We start from the raw sequence: 16,451 nt of genomic DNA on the forward strand, positions 1-16,451 counted from the left end.
TCGCGAGAAGCGGCGCCCGACGATCACCGATGGAGGCGGTCGCGACAGCCGACATTCCCGATCTGGCATCTGCGATCATGGTGAGTTCTCCTCGAGTGAATTGCGCGTTCGGGAACCGGCGTTACGACCGTCGGACGCAGCGGAACCCGATATGGGTGGTCGCCGAGTTCTCTTCCTGTGCGTGGCGCGCCGCCGGCCGGTAACGCCGGCAATAGTTGGGCGCACAGAGGTGCGATCCGCCCTTGACCGCCCGCCTGGCGATGCGGATCTTCGGTTGCGTCGGGTCGAAGCTTTCTTCCGCGCTGCCTCCGCGCGGATTGGCGGGGATGCAGCAGGCCTTTTGCGCCGGTGTGGGATGAGCGGAGGACCAGTAGTCGCTCGTCCATTCCCAGACATTGCCGATCATGTCGTAGAGCCCGTAGCCGTTCGGCGGAAAGCTGCCGACCGGCGACGTTCGCTCGAAGCCGTTGGGCTTGAGATTTTCGGTCGGGAACGCACCGTGCCAGGTATTGGCCATGAACCGGCCGTCCGGGACAAGTTCATCGCCCCAGGCGAATTCCGCGCCTTCGAGGCCGCCCTTGGCGGCAAACTCCCATTCGGCTTCGGTCGGCAGATCCTTGCCCGCCCAGGCCGCATAGGCCTTGGCGTCGGCATAGGCGACCTGAACGACCGGGTGGTCGAGTTTTCCACGCAGATTGCTCAAGCCCCCATAGGGCCGTCGCCAGTTGGCGCCGAACTTGAAATTCCACCATTGCGAATGATCGCGGCCGGTTATCCGCTTCGGCGGATCGAAAACGACCGATCCGGCTTTCAACATATGCGCCGGCGCGCCCGGATAGTCGTTCGGGTCGGACGGTCTTTCGGCCAGCGTCACATAGCCGGTCGCCTCGACGAATTCGGCGAACTGCCGGTTGGTAACCGGCGCGACGTCGATCCAGAATCCACCCACCTTCACCGGATGCGCCGGGGCCTCTTCAGGGTAGTGGCGGTCCGATCCCATGACGAAAGTGCCGCCTTCGATCCAGACCTGTTCGCGGGCAGCGATCGCCATCGGCGATTCATCGCCCGCCGATCGATTGAGCGGAATGTTCATGCGTTACCTCATCGACCTTGCAGCAGATAGTCCGACCTCACCACTCTTACTCTACGCGCGATCGCCTGCCCTCCAAGTACGTTACGGTTACGAAGGTCAGGAGCGACTGACCGAATGCCCAAAATTGAACGTTCCCCCGGCCTTCGTTACTGTTACGTTCTTCCGATCCGTTCTCGGCTCGCTAAGCTCTAAGATAATGAAAGCAAAACCGGTGGCAATTGGACGAAGGGGCATAGTCTGATGGGTGCGCGCGACGACATCGAGCAACTCGGCAAGCGGATCGGCGCGGCGATCATCGGTCAGCAAGGCATGATCGAGCGTCTGCTGCTCGGTCTCATCAGCAACGGCCACCTGCTCGTCGAAGGACTGCCTGGCCTCGCCAAGACACGCGCGATCAAGAGCATGGCGAAGAATCTCGATGCCAGGCTGTCGCGCATCCAGTTCACACCCGACCTCCTGCCGGCCGACATCACCGGCTCCGAGGTCTATTTCACCGAAGGTGGCAAAGGGGAGTTCCGCTTCCAGGAGGGGCCGGTCTTCGCCAACCTGGTGCTTGCCGACGAGGTCAATCGCGCGCCGGCGAAGGTGCAATCGGCATTGCTCGAGGCGATGGAGGAGCGGCAGGTCACCATCGGCGGCAAGAGCCACGGCCTGCCCGATCTCTTCCTGGTGATGGCGACCCAGAACCCGATCGAACAGGAGGGAACCTATCCGCTCCCCGAAGCGCAGCTCGACCGGTTCCTGATGCATGTGCAGGTCGACTATCCGGACGCGAAGTCGGAAGCCGACATCATGCGGCTGGTGCGTTCCGAGGAGACAGCGACAAAGGGCAACGGCCACGCGATGCAGAAGCTCGCGCAGGATGCCGTCTTCGCCGCCCGCGAAGAGATTTCCGCCCTCACCGTGTCGGAGGCGATCGAAAACTACATCGTCGCCCTGGTGATGGCGACACGCTATCCGGACAAGCTCGACAGCGAGCTTAGCAAATGGATCCAGGTCGGGGTCAGCCCGCGCGGCGTCATCGGCCTCGACAAGGTGTCACGCGCACATGCCTGGCTGAAGGGGCGCGACTTCGTGACCCCGGACGATGTGCAGGCCACCGTCCACGACGTCTTCCGGCACCGCCTCGTGCTCTCCTACGAGGCGCATGCCGGCGGCATTTCCGCCAACCAGGTCATCGACAGGATCGTTGAGCAGGTGGCGGTTGCATAGAGCAGGATAAGGAAACGTGTGTGCGGTTTTCCGCCTGCATCCCGCTCTGACTTTACCTGATCCAGGATGGGAGAATCCCAATGGGCATATCCATACCTGCTTTTGCCCGATCGAAAGGCATCACGCGGACGCGCAGTGAAGCGGGTTCGGGCGTCTACACCTCGATCGACGAACTGATCGGGCTGGAAGCGACCGCCTGCGATCTGGCTTTCCTGCGCAAGGCACCTGTTCGCCGCCTGCTCGCCGGACGCCATGAATCGCGCATGCGCGGGCGCGGTCTCTCTTTCGAGGAGTTGCGCGACTATCTGCCCGGCGACGACATCCGCACGATCGACTGGCGCGTGACGGCCCGCACCGGCAGGCCAGCCGTCCGTGTCTACGACGAGGAGAAGGACCGGCCGGCGCTGGTCGTCGTCGACCAGCGAATGAACATGTTCTTCGGCAGCCGCCGCGCGATGAAATCCGTGGCAGCGGCACAGACCGCGGCGCTTTGCGCCTGGCGGGTCATGGCGCTTGGCGACCGCGTCGGTGGCTTCGTCTTCGGTGACGAAGCGGTCGACGAGATCCGTCCCCACCGCAGCCGCGAGGCCGTCATCCGCTTTGCGAACGCGATCGCCAGGCACAACGCGTCGCTTCATGCTGCGTCCGAAACTGCTCGGGGAGCGGACCAGCTCGATCTCGTTCTTTCGACCGTCGCCGCCATTGCCAAGCATGATCACCTCGTCATCGTGATCAGCGACTTCGACGGCTATGGCCTCGACACGCGCGAGATGCTGCTCAATCTGTCAATGCACAACGATGTCGTTGTCATTCTGATCTACGATCCATTCCTGCTCGAACTGCCACGCAAGGGCGACCTCGTCGTCAGCGGCGGCGCGCTCCAGGCGGAGCTGCAACTCGGCCGCGGAAACGTGCGCGAAGCGATCGACAGCTTCGCCCGCAAGCGCGGCCGGGCACTCCGCGCCTGGCAGCAGGAAATGGGCCTGCCGATGCTGCCGCTCTCGGCCGCCGAAGAGGTCGCACCCCAGCTCCGCCGTCTTCTCGGGCAGCTCGGATGGCGGCAACGGAGGCGATAGCAATGGAACCCAGCATCCCCGTCACAACCGATCCTGCCCTTGCGGCAACGTTGCGGGGTCTGGCGGACGTCGCGCTGCCGGCGCCGGTCTCAATGCTGCCGCAGACATGGGCTTGGGGTGTGCTTGGCGCCATCATCGTCTTGGCTGTCGCCACGGCGTTATCGCTGTGGTTCCGCCGGCGCGCCGCCAATCGCTATCGCCGCGAGGCACTGTCCGAGCTCGCCGCGATCGAACGGCGTCTCGCCGACCCCTCGACACGCGGCATGGCGCTTGCCGCACTGCCTCCCCTCTTGAAACGCGTGGCGCTCGCCGCCTGGCCTCGCGAAACCGTCGCGGATCTGAATGGACCGCTCTGGGTCAGTTTTCTTGACGCGCGCTCCGGCGGAGCGGGCCTTTCGCCTGAATTCGCCCGGTTCTTCGAGGAGGCGGAATATCGTGGCGAGGACACGCTGCGGCTGACCGACGAGAAGAGGGCGCGAGCCTATGCGGCCGCGGCCAGGCAATGGATCGAGGGCCACGATGTACGTGCTTGACTATCCCTGGCTGCTCTTGCTTCTGCCGCTGCCGTTCCTCGTCTGGTGGCTTCTACCGCCTTACCGTGAGCAAACGCCGGCCGTCCGCATCCCCTTCTTCAAGGATGTTACCGAGGCGGCCGGAGTCGGCGCGACGGAAGGGTCGGTGGTGCCGCGGTCCAATCTCGGGCAGATGCTGATCGCACCCGTTTGCTGGGGGCTGATCGTGTTGGCGCTGGCGCGCCCGCAGTTCATCGAGCCGCCGATCGAGAAGACCGAGCCGCAGCGCGATCTGATGCTTGCAATCGACCTCTCCCAGTCGATGGACACTCGCGATTTCCGCGATCCCGACGGAACCCTTGAGGCCCGCGTCGATGCGGTTCACAAGGTGGTCGCCGACTTCATCGGCCGCAGGCCGAGCGATCGCCTTGGCCTCATTGCCTTCGGCGATGCCCCCTATCCGCTTGTGCCCTTCACGCTCGACCACCGGACGGTCAAGGCGATACTTGCCGATAGCCTGCCCGGCATGGCCGGCTCTCGCACAGCGCTCGGCGACGCCATCGGCCTCGCCATTAAGATGTTCGACCAGAGCCAAGCACCCGACAAGGTCCTCATTCTCTTGACCGATGGCAACGATACCGCCAGCAAGATGCCGCCGGACAAGGCGGCCGACATCGCCGGACAGCGCCACATCACGATCCATGCGGTCGGGATCGGCGATCCCCATGCCGAGGGCGAGCAGAAGCTCGACACCGCCGCGCTCCAGCAGATCGCAACGAGGACGGGCGGCCACTACTTCTTCGGACAGGATCAGGTCGGGCTCGAAACCATTTACGGGCTGCTCGACCAGCTGACGCCGGCTAATCAGAAGACGCTTTCCTGGCGGCCGCGCATCGAACTGTTCTACTATCCGCTGGGCGCATCACTGCTCATCGTCGTCGCCTATCACGCCATCATGTGGCTGCTTTCATCAAGAGGCGCAGCGCGCCGGGAAAGCGAGGTTGGCAGATGATTGCTGACTTCCACTTCCTCAGACCCTGGTGGCTTCTCGCCCTGCTTGCCGCGCCGCCCCTCATCCGGCTGATCGGCCGCCGCACCGATATGCGCTCGCGCTGGGAAGGAATGATTGCGCCGCACCTGCTTGACCACCTGTTGATCGATCGCGGCGGCTCGCATCGCTTTCGCCCCGTACACCTGACCGCCGCGCTGATCGCCGTCGCAGCAATTGCGGCGGCCGGCCCCACCTGGGAGCGCGAGCGCCCGCCTTTCGTCGAGGATACGGCACCGCTTGCGATTGCGATCGATCTCACCGCGACGATGTATGCGACGGATGTCTCGCCGACGCGGCTTGAGCGCGCCAAGCTGAAGGTGCAGGACATTCTCGATCTCAGAAAAGGCGCGCGCACGGCACTCTTCGCCTATGCCGGTTCGGCCCACATGGTGCTGCCTTTGACCGACGACGCCGCCCTCGTCAGAACCTACCTTGCTGCGCTTTCACCGGGCATCATGCCGGTTGAGGGCAAGGACACGGCGAAGGCGCTTCGGGCCGTCGAAGCTGGCCTCGCCAACGAGACCGTTCCGGGCACGATCCTCTTTTTGACCGACGGCGTCGAACGCAAGGCGTTTGCGGCTTTCGAGCAATATCGCGGCCGCAACGATGTGATCGTGCTCGCGGTCGGCACGGCGGAGGGCGGTCCGGTCAAGACGGCCGGCGGCGGCTATCTCACCGATGCGTCCGGCGCGCGTGTCCGCGCGAGCCTCGATATCGATGCGCTCAAGGCGCTGCAGAACGGCGCGAACGTTCAGGTCGCGACCGTGACGCTCGACGACAGCGATGTCCGCTGGATCGCCCGGCGCATCCAATCTGCTTTCGCGCAGAAGATAGCGGAGGGACAGACCCGCTGGCGCGATGCCGGCTGGTGGCTGACAATCCCGATCGCCCTTTTCGCAGCGCTCTGGTTCCGGCGCGGCTGGACGGTGCGCTGGGCCGGCTTCCTGCTGGTTGCGGGATTGGCCCTTGCCGGCAGCAAGGCCGAGGCTGCCGAGAGCCGCTTCAGCGACCTGTGGTTCACGCCGGACCAACGGGGCCGCCGCGCATTCGAACGCGGAGACTTCCAGCGTGCGGCCGAGCATTTTGCCGATCCTGCCTGGCGTGGCGTCGCGCTCTACCGCGCCGGGCGTTTCCAGGATGCAATCGACGCCTTCGCCCAGGAGGACACGGCCGAGAGCTACTACAACCAGGGCAACGCGCTGATGCATCTCGACAAGCCGAAGGAGGCTGTCGCCGCCTATGGGCAGGCCCTGAAGCTGCGCCCCGATTGGGCGGAGGCAAAGGCAAATCTGGCGCTCGCCGAAAGGCGGAACAAGCAAAAGGAGAAGCAGGAAGAGGACGAGCAGCAAGAACAGGGGGCGGACCTGCCTCCCGACCAGGTCCAGATCGACGAGAAGGGCGAAAAAGGCAAGGAGGGCACGGTGCAGGCTGGCGAGCAGACCGCTGACATGTGGATGCGCAACATCCAGGTGTCACCGGCCGACCTGCTCGCCCGAAAGTTCGCCATCGAGGCGAAGGAGGGTGCGCCATGATCCGGGTCGTGACGGGTGTCTCCGCTTTGATGCTCGCCCTTCTGGCCTGCTTGTTGATGCCCGCGGGTCCGGCCGCTGCCGCCGATCCCTTCGCCCGCGCGACGCTCGCGACGAAGGGCACGCTCTATACCGGCCAGGAAGTCCATATCGACGTCGATGTCTTCGTTCCCAACTACTTCCTCGCCCCGCCGCAGTTTCCGCTGTTCGATCTTTCCGGCGCTGTGGTGACGATCCCCGACGGACGTGGAATGAACCTCAACGAAACCGTGAACGGAGAGAGCTTTTCGGGTATCCGCAAGAGCTATGTCGTGACGCCTCAGACCGCCGGGGACTATACCTTGCCGCCGGCCGAAATTCCCTTCGGCTACGCCGCCGTGCCGGGCCAGCTCACCGAGGGCAAGGTCACGCTTCCGCCGCTCAAGTTTACCGTTGAGGCCGCGCCGGGCGGCGCCGGCGGCGAGGCCGGCGTGACCGCCGTGAAAGTCACCGTCGACCAGGCGCTCGACCGTGATGCGAGCGGCCTGCATGCGGGCGATGCACTGGTGAGAACCATCACTGTGCGGGCCGAGGGGCTCGATGCCATGATGATTCCGGAACCGAACTTCGGATCGCCGGTGGGCGCTCGGGTCTATGTCCACGACCCGGCGCTTTCGGAGGAACGAACGCCCCGAGGAGAGCCCGTGGCCGGGATTCGCAAGGACGCGGCAACCTATGTCTTCGCGCAAGCCGGATCCTATCGGCTCCCGGCGATCGACGTCGAATGGTTCGATCCTCAAACGGGAAACATTGAGCAGGCGGAAGCGCCGATGGTCGCGGTCACTGTCGCCGCCGCGCCGACGGTCGACACGGCGCTTGGTCCGCCAGCGCCGGAGCCGCAGAAGCCCCCATTCGATTGGCAGTTGTGGGCCGGCGTCGGCGCCGCGACGGTTATTGCCGCCGCACTCATCTGGCTGGCTGCCCGCCTGCTCAACCGCGTAGAGTCCTGGGGCGAGGCCTGGCATCGCCACCGCCTCGACTCGGAGCGGGAATATTTCCGGCGCATCGAGCAGGCTTGCCGGGACCACGATCTGACGCGCCTTGGCCGAACGCTTGATGCCTGGTCACGGAAGACCGGCAACGCGCCGCTTTCGCGCTGGCTCGACCGCTTCGCGGATGCGGCGACGCAGCGCCTCTTCGCCGAGCACCAAAGGCTCCTCTACGGCAAGCCGTCCGAGGGTCGGAAGAAGACTGATTTCGGAGCGCTGCGGAGCGGGCTCAGGAACGCCCGCCGGAACTGGTTGCGCTCCGGCCCGAGCGCGACCGCCAGACCCGCGGCACTGCCGCCGCTCAACCCGGATTTCGCCCGACCCGTAAATCGCCTGCCATTGCAGGGTTAAGCACGCCGCGAACGGTCTTCGTAACCGTTACGTACTTATCGTCGCAGGCGTTCGCGCGCACATTTCCCGGGCCAATACTGAAACTGCGTTTGCCGGTTCCGGCAAACCACGGTGGTCTCAGGGGAGACATATTATGACTATCGATTTGAAGAGGGCGTGTAGCCTGTTGGCCGCTCCCGCGGCCGGGGCGTTGAAGCCTAAAGCGCTGGCGCTTGCCGGAACGGTGCTGGCCTCGACGATTTCCATGTCGGCCGGCCCTGCCCTCGCGCAGGACGCCGCGAAACCCAACATTCTGGTTATCTTCGGCGACGATATCGGTCAGACGAACATCAGCGCCTATTCGTTCGGCGTGATGGGCTACAGGACGCCGAACATCGACCGCCTCGCCAATGAAGGCATGATGTTCACCGATTATTATGCGGAGAACAGCTGCACCGCCGGACGCTCGACCTTCATCACAGGTCAGACGGTGCTCAGGACCGGCATGTCCAAGGTTGGCGTACCGGGCGCACCCGTCGGCATCCAGGACCGCGATATCACCATTGCCCAGGCGCTGAAACCGCTGGGTTATGCGACTGGGCAATTCGGCAAGAACCATCTGGGCGACCAGGACCGCTTCCTGCCGACGGCCCATGGCTTCGACGAGTTCTTCGGCAACCTCTACCATCTCAACGCTGAAGAAGAGCCGGAGCGGCCCTATTGGCCGAAGAATGATCCGACCTTCCTGAAAAGCTACTCGCCGCGCGGCGTGCTGCATTCCTTCGCCGACGGCAAGGTTCAGGACACCGGTGCGCTCAACACCAAGCGCATGGAAACGATCGACGACGAGACGACATCTGCCGCGATGGAGTACATCAAGAAACAGGTCCAGGAGAAGAAGCCCTTCTTCACCTGGATGAACACGACACGCATGCACCTCTTCACCCATATCCGGCCGGAATATCAGGGCCAGAGCGGCATGCCCGGCAACGACTATGCCGACGGCATGATCGAGCATGACAACGATGTCGGCAAACTTCTGAACCTGCTCGACGAATTGAAGATCGCCGACAACACGATCGTCGTCTATACGACCGACAACGGCCCGAACCAGTTCTCCTGGCCGGATGCGGCGACGACGCCCTTCCGCAGTGAAAAAGACTCCAACTGGGAAGGCGCCTTCCGCGTGCCGGCGATCATCCGTTGGCCTGGCAAGGTCAAGCCGGGCACCGTCAGCAACGAGATGTTCTCGGGTCTCGACTGGTTCCCGACGCTGCTTGCCGCCGCCGGCGACACCTCCATCAAGGAGCGGTTGCTGGAGGGCGCCGACGTCGGCGGCAAGACCTTCAAGGTGCATCTCGACGGCTACAACCAGCTCCCCTACCTGCTTGGTGAACAGCCGAAGAGCGCCCGCAGCGAGTTCTTCTACTTCAACGACGACGCCAAGCTTGTGGGCATGCGCTGGGATAACTGGAAGGCCGTGTTCTGCGAAATGCAAAAGCCCGGCGGCTTCGATGTCTGGCAGGAGCCGTTCACATGCCTGCGCGTTCCAAAGATCTTCAACCTGCGCATGGATCCCTATGAGCGCGCCGATATCGTTTCGGATCAGTATAACGACTGGCGCACGAAGAACGCCTACCTCTTTGCCGACGCGACCATCAGGGCCGCTGGCTTCCTGGAAACCTTTGTCGAGTATCCTCCGAGCCAGAAGCCCGCGAGTTTCAGCATCGATCAGGTGGAGGAGAGTGTTCACCAGAAAATCGATGAGATCATGAGCAAGGCGCGGCCGGCTCAATAGTCAGAAATACCGGCGCGCCGAACCATGCGGCGCGCCGTCACTGCAGCGCCGCGCCTAATCAGACGCGCAAGGACGCTGTAGTGCTTTGAATGCTGCATGTTTTTGTCCTTAAATCGGATGCGACTTAAGGAAACATACAGTCGTTCACCAATGGCCGGAGCGACGATGAAGAACATCCCCGCCGCGCAGGCGATCGACGCCACGTCCCGGAAGCGAGATGACGCCATGCGAGAGCGGGCACGCGCGCAGGGTGCGATCATCGCCGGCGTGATGCTGTTTCTCTCCGGCGCCGCTGCGCTGATCTTCCAGGTGCTGTGGATCAAGGAGCTTTCGCTGGTCACGGGCATCGACGTCTATGCCGTCAGCACAGGTGTCAGCGCCTTCTTTCTCGGCCTCGCACTCGGCAGCTTCCTCATCGGCCGCCTCGGCGATCGCGTGGCGCGGCCGCTCATCCTCTATGCGTTGCTCGAAGCGGGCGTGGCGCTTCTCGGGCTTGCGGTTACCTTCGCCCTTGCGCATGTCGCACCTCTTTTCGTCTTCCTCGAAGATCGAAGCGCTCCCGTCGCCTGGCTGCTGCTGACGCTCCTGGTCGCGGCACCCGCTATGCTGATGGGCGGCACGCTGCCGGTGCTGTTACGCGTGCTTGAGCCCGCCCGGGACGGAGTCGGCTCGAAGGGCGGTCGGCTCTATGCGGCCAATACGCTTGGCGCCATCGCCGGCTGTCTGGCGGTCTCGTTCCTCCTTGTTCCCACCCTCGGTGTCCGGGGCACCGGGCATGCGGCGGCCGGTCTCGGCCTGCTCGCGTCCGCAATCGCGCTCGTCGGCGGACGGTTGTTCGGCGCGCCCGCACGGTCCGTCGTCGAGGTCGCCAACTCCGGTGGGGGCGGGTCTCGCCTGGCTCTCGTGCTTTATGGGGTAGCGGGCGGCGTCGCCCTTGGCTACGAGGTAGCGTGGTCGCAGGCGATCGTCCAGTTCATCTCCACCCGCAGTTTTGCCTTTTCGGTCGTGCTCGCGACCTATCTCGCGGGCCTCGCCTTGGGCGCCGCTCTTTTCGCGCGCCGCACCGACCGGCTCGCCGATCCGTGGGCGGCCTTCGCTCTGCTGATCACGGCGGCGGGTCTCATCGCGCTCGCGGAACTGGCCGTTCTCGGCCCCTGGCTCACCGTCTGGCAGACGGCGACGGAAGGGGCTGTCGCAGGCCTGACCGGCAGCATCTTTGCCGGCATGTGCGCGCGCTTTCTGGTCGCAGCCATCACGATTGTCTTTCTGCCGACGCTGCTGCTCGGAGCGGCCTTTCCCGTCGCCCTCAGGCTTGCGGTCGACCCGGCGCATGTCGGGCGCGACACGGGCCGCGTGATCGCCGTCAACACGCTCGGCGGCATCGTCGGCACCATCGGAACCGGTTTCCTGCTGATTCCCAATCTCGGTATCATCCGCAGCTTTTCCGTTCTGGCGACGCTCGCCGCGGCGATCGGCGTCGCGGCGATCTGGCGGGGACGGCCAGCTGCGACGACGGGCCTGCGCGCAGCAACAGCGACGCTCGGCGTGATCGCGCTGATCACAGCCGCGACCGTGCCGCCGGATCGGCTGGCGACGCTATTGACGGCCTCGCGGGGCTCGATCGTTTCCTATGAGGAAGGCCTCGGAGCCACCGTCGCAGTGATAGAACAGGGGCAAGCGGACAAACGGTTCCGCCGCCTCTACATCCAGGGCGTTTCCAACACCGGCGACGCCATGCCGTCGCTGCGTTACATGCGGCTCCAGGCACTCCTGCCCTTGATCATCCACCAGAGCGAGCCGAAGTCAGCGCTCGTCATCGGCCTGGGCACCGGCATCACCGCCGGGTCGCTGCTTTCCTACCCCGGCCTTGAACGGCGTGTCGCCGCCGAACTCCTGCCCTCGGTGGTGCGCGCCGCGACCCTCTTCACGGGCAACAACGATGCGGTAAACGACCGCCGGCTGGACGTCCGGCTGCGCGACGGCCGACGCGAGCTCCTGAGCAGTGCCGAACGCTACGATCTCATCACGCTCGAGCCGCCGCCGCCTTCGGCCGCCGGCGTCGTCAATCTCTACTCCTCGGATTTCTACCGGCTGGCGCGGGCGCATCTCGCGGCAAGCGGTATCGTTGCACAATGGCTGCCGCTGGCGACCCAGAACGACGAGGACACGCGCGCGCTGGTGCGCAGCTTCCTCGACGTCTTTCCGCACGCCTCCCTCTGGTCGACCGAACTTCACGAGATGCTGCTGGTCGGCACGGTCGAACCCCAGACGCTCGACGCCGCGCGGATCTCCGCGCGCATGGAACAACCCACAGTCGCCGCTGCACTGCACGAAGTCGGCATTGCCGGACCGGCCGATCTCCTCGCCACCTGGATGACCGACCACTCGGGCCTCGAGCGCTATGCGGCGACCGCGCTGCCGGTGACCGACGACCGGCCCCGGATCGAATATGCCGCCTGGGTCCGACCGGACGAATTGCAGCGCACGCTGCCGACACTCATTGAACTCAGAACCGCCCCGCCGGTTATCGGCGCCGATCCGACGCTCGCCGAGGCGATCATGGAATCGCAAAACCGCCTGCTGCTCTTCTACCAGGCCTCGCTCAATGCCTATTCCGGCTATCGCGCGGAATGGGCGCGCGACATGGAGCTGCTGCTGCGCGTCGACCCGAACAACCCCTACTATCTCTGGTTCGTTGCGGAACCGAAGCAACAAGATTCTTGACGGCACCGCGCGTCGTTTCAGGCGCACAAAAGTCGCCGTAGCACTTTGTATTGCTGCATGTTTTTATCCTTAAATCGGCTACGATTTAGGGATAGATGCAGTAGGCGCTCTCATAGGCTGATTTCACGGCTCTGCCACACCTCCTTGGGAGGGAAGAATGGAAGGAAAGGCCATCGCCGTCATCGGCGCCGGCATGATCGGTGCAGCCCATGCGTTCGGCTACCGGACGAATCTGCCGCGCTTCAAGAACCGCATTGCCGGTCTTCGCCTTGCAACCGTCTGCGACGCCAATGAGGCGCTGGCCAGCCGCCTCGCCGCGACCTGGGGCTTCGAAAAGACGGAAACCGATCTCGACGCGGTTCTCGCCGACCCTGAAATCGGGATCGTCAGTGTCTGCCTGCCGAACGCGCTGCATGCGGAGGTGACGCTTGCGGCGATTGCTGCCGGAAAGCACGTTCTCTGCGAAAAGCCGCTTGCCCTCAACGCCGAGGAGGCGCTGCGCATCCATCGCGCCGCGACGGCATCGCCGGTCGTTTCCGCGACGGTCTTCAACTACCGGCGCATTCCGGCCGTTGCCGCGATACGCGACATGATCGCCGCCGGAGAAATCGGCGATCTCGTCAACCTTCTGGTCCAGTACGAAAGCGACTATGCCGCCGATCCCAACCTGCCGCACAGCTGGCGGTACGAGAAGAGCCGCGCCGGCGCCGGTGCGTTGCTCGATCTCGGAACCCACGCGATCGACACCGCCCGCTTTCTTTGCGGAGAAGTCTCCGAGGTCGCCGGCGCCATCGGTACGATTTCCGTCAAGGAGCGCTTTCTGCCGGCAGCCGCCGGCATCGGCCACGACAAGGTTGCGCTCAGCCCCGAAACGAGGCCCGTTGACAACGACGATGTCATGTCCGCCCTGCTTCGCTTCAAAAACGGCTGCCAGGGCATGTTCCTGGCGAGCCGGGTGGCGGTCGGCATGGGCAATACGCTTTCCTTCACGATCACCGGGACGCGGGGTGCGCTGCGCTACAATTCCCGCCTGCCGGCCCATTACGAGATTGCGCGTTTCGACGGCAGCGGACAATCGCCCTTTGCGTTGGTCGCGAACAACCCGGCCCTTCCCTATGCCGAACTGCTCCCTGTTCCCCATGACGGCGTGGCGATCGGCTATGCGGAAGTCTTCGGATTCATGATCCACGAGTTTCTTGAAGCGATCGCCGAGAACCGTCCGATGCAGAATGGGTCGACGCTCGATGGACTGCGCGCTGCGCAAATTCTCGACGCGATCCAGATGGCTGCGGATACCGGCGGGCCTGTGAAGGTTTCGCACGCGGATTAACGGCGATCGCGTCGATCCGGAGGGAAACAGATGAAAATCGGCCTGAACACCGACGGCTTCGCGGCGCTCTCGCTGGAAGCGTGCCTCGACCGCGTCGCCGAACTCGGGTTCGCCTGCGTCGAATTCGGCCTCGGCGGCTGGTCGAACGCGCCGCATGTCGACGTTGCCGAATTGCTTGCAAGCGGCACGGCCCGCGACCGGCTTCTCGGCATGCTGCGGGAGCGCCATCTCGAAGTCTCAGCGCTCAACTGCTCCGGGAACCCGCTGCATCCGGGCGAGAGCGGGGCGAAGGACACAAAGCTCGCCTATGACACGCTGGAACTCGCGACGCTGCTCAGAGTCCGGCGCATTGTCATGATGTCCGGACTGCCGGCCGGCGGGTCGACCGACATTTGCCCGAACTGGATCACTTCGTCCTGGCCGCCGGAAGCGATGACGATGCTCGAATGGCAATGGTCCGAACGCGTTATCCCCTTCTGGAAGGACTATGCGGCGGCCGCGGAGAAGAGGAGCCTGCGCCTCTGCGTCGAGCAGCATGGCCGGCAGGCCGTCTACAATGTCGAGAGCTTCTTTCGGCTGCGCGACGCGGTCGGCCCGACCGTCGGCGTCAATTTCGATCCGAGCCACCTGATCTGGATGGGCGGCGAGCCGGTTTCAGCGATCCGCGCGCTCGGCGACTGCATCTACCATGTCCATGGCAAGGATACCCGCATTGAACCGCAGGCGCGCATCGACGGTCTGCTCGACCCGAAGCACGTGGTGCCGGTTCGCGGCCGATCGTGGAACTTCGTCTCGCTCGGCCACGGCACCCCGGTCCGGGGCTGGCTGGAGATTCTCACGGCGCTGCGGGAAGTTGGCTATGACGATGTGATCAGCATTGAAACCGAGGACTATGCACTCGATGCCGACAAGGCCATCGCCACGTCCGCGGCGACGCTGCGCTTCTGCATGGAGCAGCTCGCCGGCGAACGCTGACGTCGCCGGCCGGATCTCAAAACAAGGATGAGGAAAAGTGTGCACGGACTTCCGCCCCCATCCTGCTCTAGATCATTTCATTGTTTCTTTGAAACAGTGAAATGATCTAACTATTTGAAATTACGCAATTCCGGACGGAAAACCGTTACACACTTTTCCTGGAATTGCTCTAATTTATCGATGCAGACCGCAATGCCTCCGATCCGTCGTCTCGCGAAGGAGCGGCCTTCGCTGCTCCTCGCCGGCGGGCAAGTGCCGCCACCTGTTCCGCCACGAAGATGGCGTGATCGTTGACCTGCGGCAGCCCCATCAGTTCCCCGAAGGTTCCGCGGGCGAGCGGTCCGGCGATGAAAAGCGTCTCCGTCTCCCGGCCCTCACTGTCGAGCGCTCGGCTTGTCGCGCTGCAGGCAAGGCCAAGGCCGACCGCATCCGGCTGCAGATGGCCGTCGGCTGAAAGCGTTTCGAGCCAGGGCTGGCTCTTCAGGACGGATTTGTGTGCCGGCCCGGTGGAGACCACTACGGCATCGACATTCCAACGCTCGATCCCGGCCCCGTGGCGCCGCCGGAACGTCGCGGCGATCTCCTCGCCGTTTCTCTCAAGCCTATCGATCCGGCCCGCCAGAATGCGGATGTCGCCCGACTGCAGTCCGGCCCCGACGATGGCATCGATCTGCGGCGCGATGCGAAAGCGATGAACGTCCCAGAAGGGGCGCAGATGGCGTATCAGCCGCCGCCGCTCCGTGACCGGCAGACTGCGCCAGATCTCTCCGCCTTGGCTGCGCAGTGCATCGAAGACCGCATGCCAGGAAAAACCGTCGGCTTCGGCGTCGGCGACCGCCCGCCGCACGCGCACGAGCAGGTCTGTCGCCGTTTGCGACGGCGCCGCGGTGAAGTCGCCATAGGGGTCCTGGGCCCGATCCGCGTGCCCGCGCGAGCGGAGGCCGCGCCGGGAAAAGGCGGTGATCGGCCCCGTCCGCCCGGTCGTGCGCAAGGATGCGATGACGTCCGCTGCAGTGAGACCGGTGCCGATGATAAGGACGTGGTCGTCGGGGCCGATGGCCGCGAGAGCCCCAGGCACAGTGGTATCCGCCACATAGCGCGGGTGGCCCCGCAACACGCTATCGATGCCCGCTGGGGCCGCCGGGGCCGGATGGGTGGTTGCGATCACCAGTATGTCGGCGCGAAGCGTCGTGCCGGCGTCACCCCGGAGTTCCCAATCTCCGCCACGCCGCTCCACGCTGATCACCCGCTGCCGGTGATGGACGATACGGCCGCTGCCGAGGTGCGGCGCCACGGCATCCGCGACATAGCGGCCGAAGAGGCCGCGGCGCGGATAGAGATGGCCGTCCGGCGCCAGTGCATCCCTGTCGTCGCGCGGCTCTCCCCGCAGTTCCATCCAGCGAACGAAATGGTCGGCGTCGTCCGGATCAAGGCTCATGCGCCCGGCCGGCACATTGACCCTATGCGCCGGATCGTCGGTATCATATGCAAGGCCGCAGCCGAGACTTTCGCGTGGCTCGAAGACGGCGATTTGCCATCCTTCCATGCTCTTGTCGCGTGCAAGAGTTGCCGCGACGACGGCCCCGGTAAAACCGCCGCCAATCACAATGACCGTGGGACACCCCCCGCTTACGAAAGTCACCTCGCGTCCCTCCGCTTCGGCAACGGCACCCCGGCGATCTCCTTCGCCACGTTCTCGGGAGGCTCGCCCCATGTCAGGTATTTGTCAATGGCCGCGCCCCCTGCTGGCGGGGCACCAGTAGCACCACCAGCTCCACCGACGTATCCCGTCC

Annotated in this window: 12 protein-coding genes; 10 read left to right on the forward strand and 2 right to left on the reverse strand. The window is 64.6% G+C overall.

The window, feature by feature from the left end; all coding sequences use genetic code 11:
• Positions 1–121: 121 nt before the first annotated feature.
• Positions 122–1,051, reverse strand: a complete 930-nt coding sequence (locus RB548_RS31420; RefSeq protein ID WP_331377183.1) for a formylglycine-generating enzyme family protein — start codon at positions 1,049–1,051, stop codon at positions 122–124.
• Between the two features lie 282 nt (positions 1,052–1,333).
• On the opposite strand from RB548_RS31420, the gene RB548_RS31425 reads away from it, so the two are divergent.
• The 10 genes from RB548_RS31425 (at position 1,334) to RB548_RS31470 (ending at position 14,658) form a co-directional block, all read left to right on the forward strand.
• Positions 1,334–2,305: an AAA family ATPase gene (locus RB548_RS31425; RefSeq protein ID WP_331376276.1), complete on the forward strand. Its 972-nt coding sequence runs from the start codon at positions 1,334–1,336 to the stop codon at positions 2,303–2,305.
• 80 nt (positions 2,306–2,385) lie between these two features.
• Positions 2,386–3,381 (forward strand): DUF58 domain-containing protein, encoded by a 996-nt coding sequence (locus RB548_RS31430; protein ID WP_331376277.1) that lies wholly within the window; start codon positions 2,386–2,388, stop codon positions 3,379–3,381.
• Positions 3,382–3,383: 2 nt separating this feature from the next.
• Entirely contained in the window at positions 3,384–3,914 is a 531-nt protein-coding gene (locus tag RB548_RS31435; RefSeq protein ID WP_331376278.1) for a DUF4381 domain-containing protein, read from the forward strand.
• A complete protein-coding gene (locus tag RB548_RS31440) occupies positions 3,901–4,905 on the forward strand; it encodes a vWA domain-containing protein (RefSeq protein ID WP_331376279.1) in 1,005 nt (334 codons plus the stop codon). The genes RB548_RS31435 and RB548_RS31440 overlap by 14 nt, the downstream gene beginning before the upstream one ends.
• On the forward strand, positions 4,902–6,476 hold the full coding sequence (locus RB548_RS31445) for a VWA domain-containing protein (protein WP_331376280.1): 1,575 nt from the start codon (positions 4,902–4,904) through the stop codon (positions 6,474–6,476). The genes RB548_RS31440 and RB548_RS31445 overlap by 4 nt, the downstream gene beginning before the upstream one ends.
• The gene (locus RB548_RS31450; RefSeq protein ID WP_331376281.1) at positions 6,473–7,852 is read left to right on the forward strand and encodes a BatD family protein; all 1,380 of its coding nucleotides are present in this window, start codon (positions 6,473–6,475) and stop codon (positions 7,850–7,852) included. Before RB548_RS31445 ends, RB548_RS31450 begins: the two co-directional genes overlap by 4 nt.
• Before the next feature lie 244 nt (positions 7,853–8,096).
• Entirely contained in the window at positions 8,097–9,629 is a 1,533-nt protein-coding gene (locus RB548_RS31455; protein WP_331377184.1) for an arylsulfatase, read from the forward strand.
• A 225-nt stretch (positions 9,630–9,854) separates the two neighbouring features.
• Positions 9,855–12,353, forward strand: coding sequence for a fused MFS/spermidine synthase (locus tag RB548_RS31460; RefSeq protein WP_408642510.1), 2,499 nt, complete (start codon positions 9,855–9,857; stop codon positions 12,351–12,353).
• A 157-nt stretch (positions 12,354–12,510) separates the two neighbouring features.
• Entirely contained in the window at positions 12,511–13,683 is a 1,173-nt protein-coding gene (locus RB548_RS31465) for a Gfo/Idh/MocA family protein (RefSeq protein WP_331376283.1), read from the forward strand.
• 30 nt (positions 13,684–13,713) lie between these two features.
• Positions 13,714–14,658 (forward strand): sugar phosphate isomerase/epimerase family protein, encoded by a 945-nt coding sequence (locus RB548_RS31470; RefSeq protein ID WP_331376284.1) that lies wholly within the window; start codon positions 13,714–13,716, stop codon positions 14,656–14,658.
• A gap of 169 nt (positions 14,659–14,827) precedes the next feature.
• Here RB548_RS31470 and RB548_RS31475 read toward each other — a convergent pair whose 3' ends face one another.
• Positions 14,828–16,300, reverse strand: coding sequence for an FAD/NAD(P)-binding protein (locus RB548_RS31475; protein ID WP_331377185.1), 1,473 nt, complete (start codon positions 16,298–16,300; stop codon positions 14,828–14,830).
• Between the last annotated feature and the right edge of the window lie 151 nt (positions 16,301–16,451).

Source organism: Sinorhizobium chiapasense, from assembly GCF_036488675.1.
Classification (GTDB): Bacteria; Pseudomonadota; Alphaproteobacteria; order Rhizobiales; family Rhizobiaceae; genus Sinorhizobium; species Sinorhizobium chiapasense.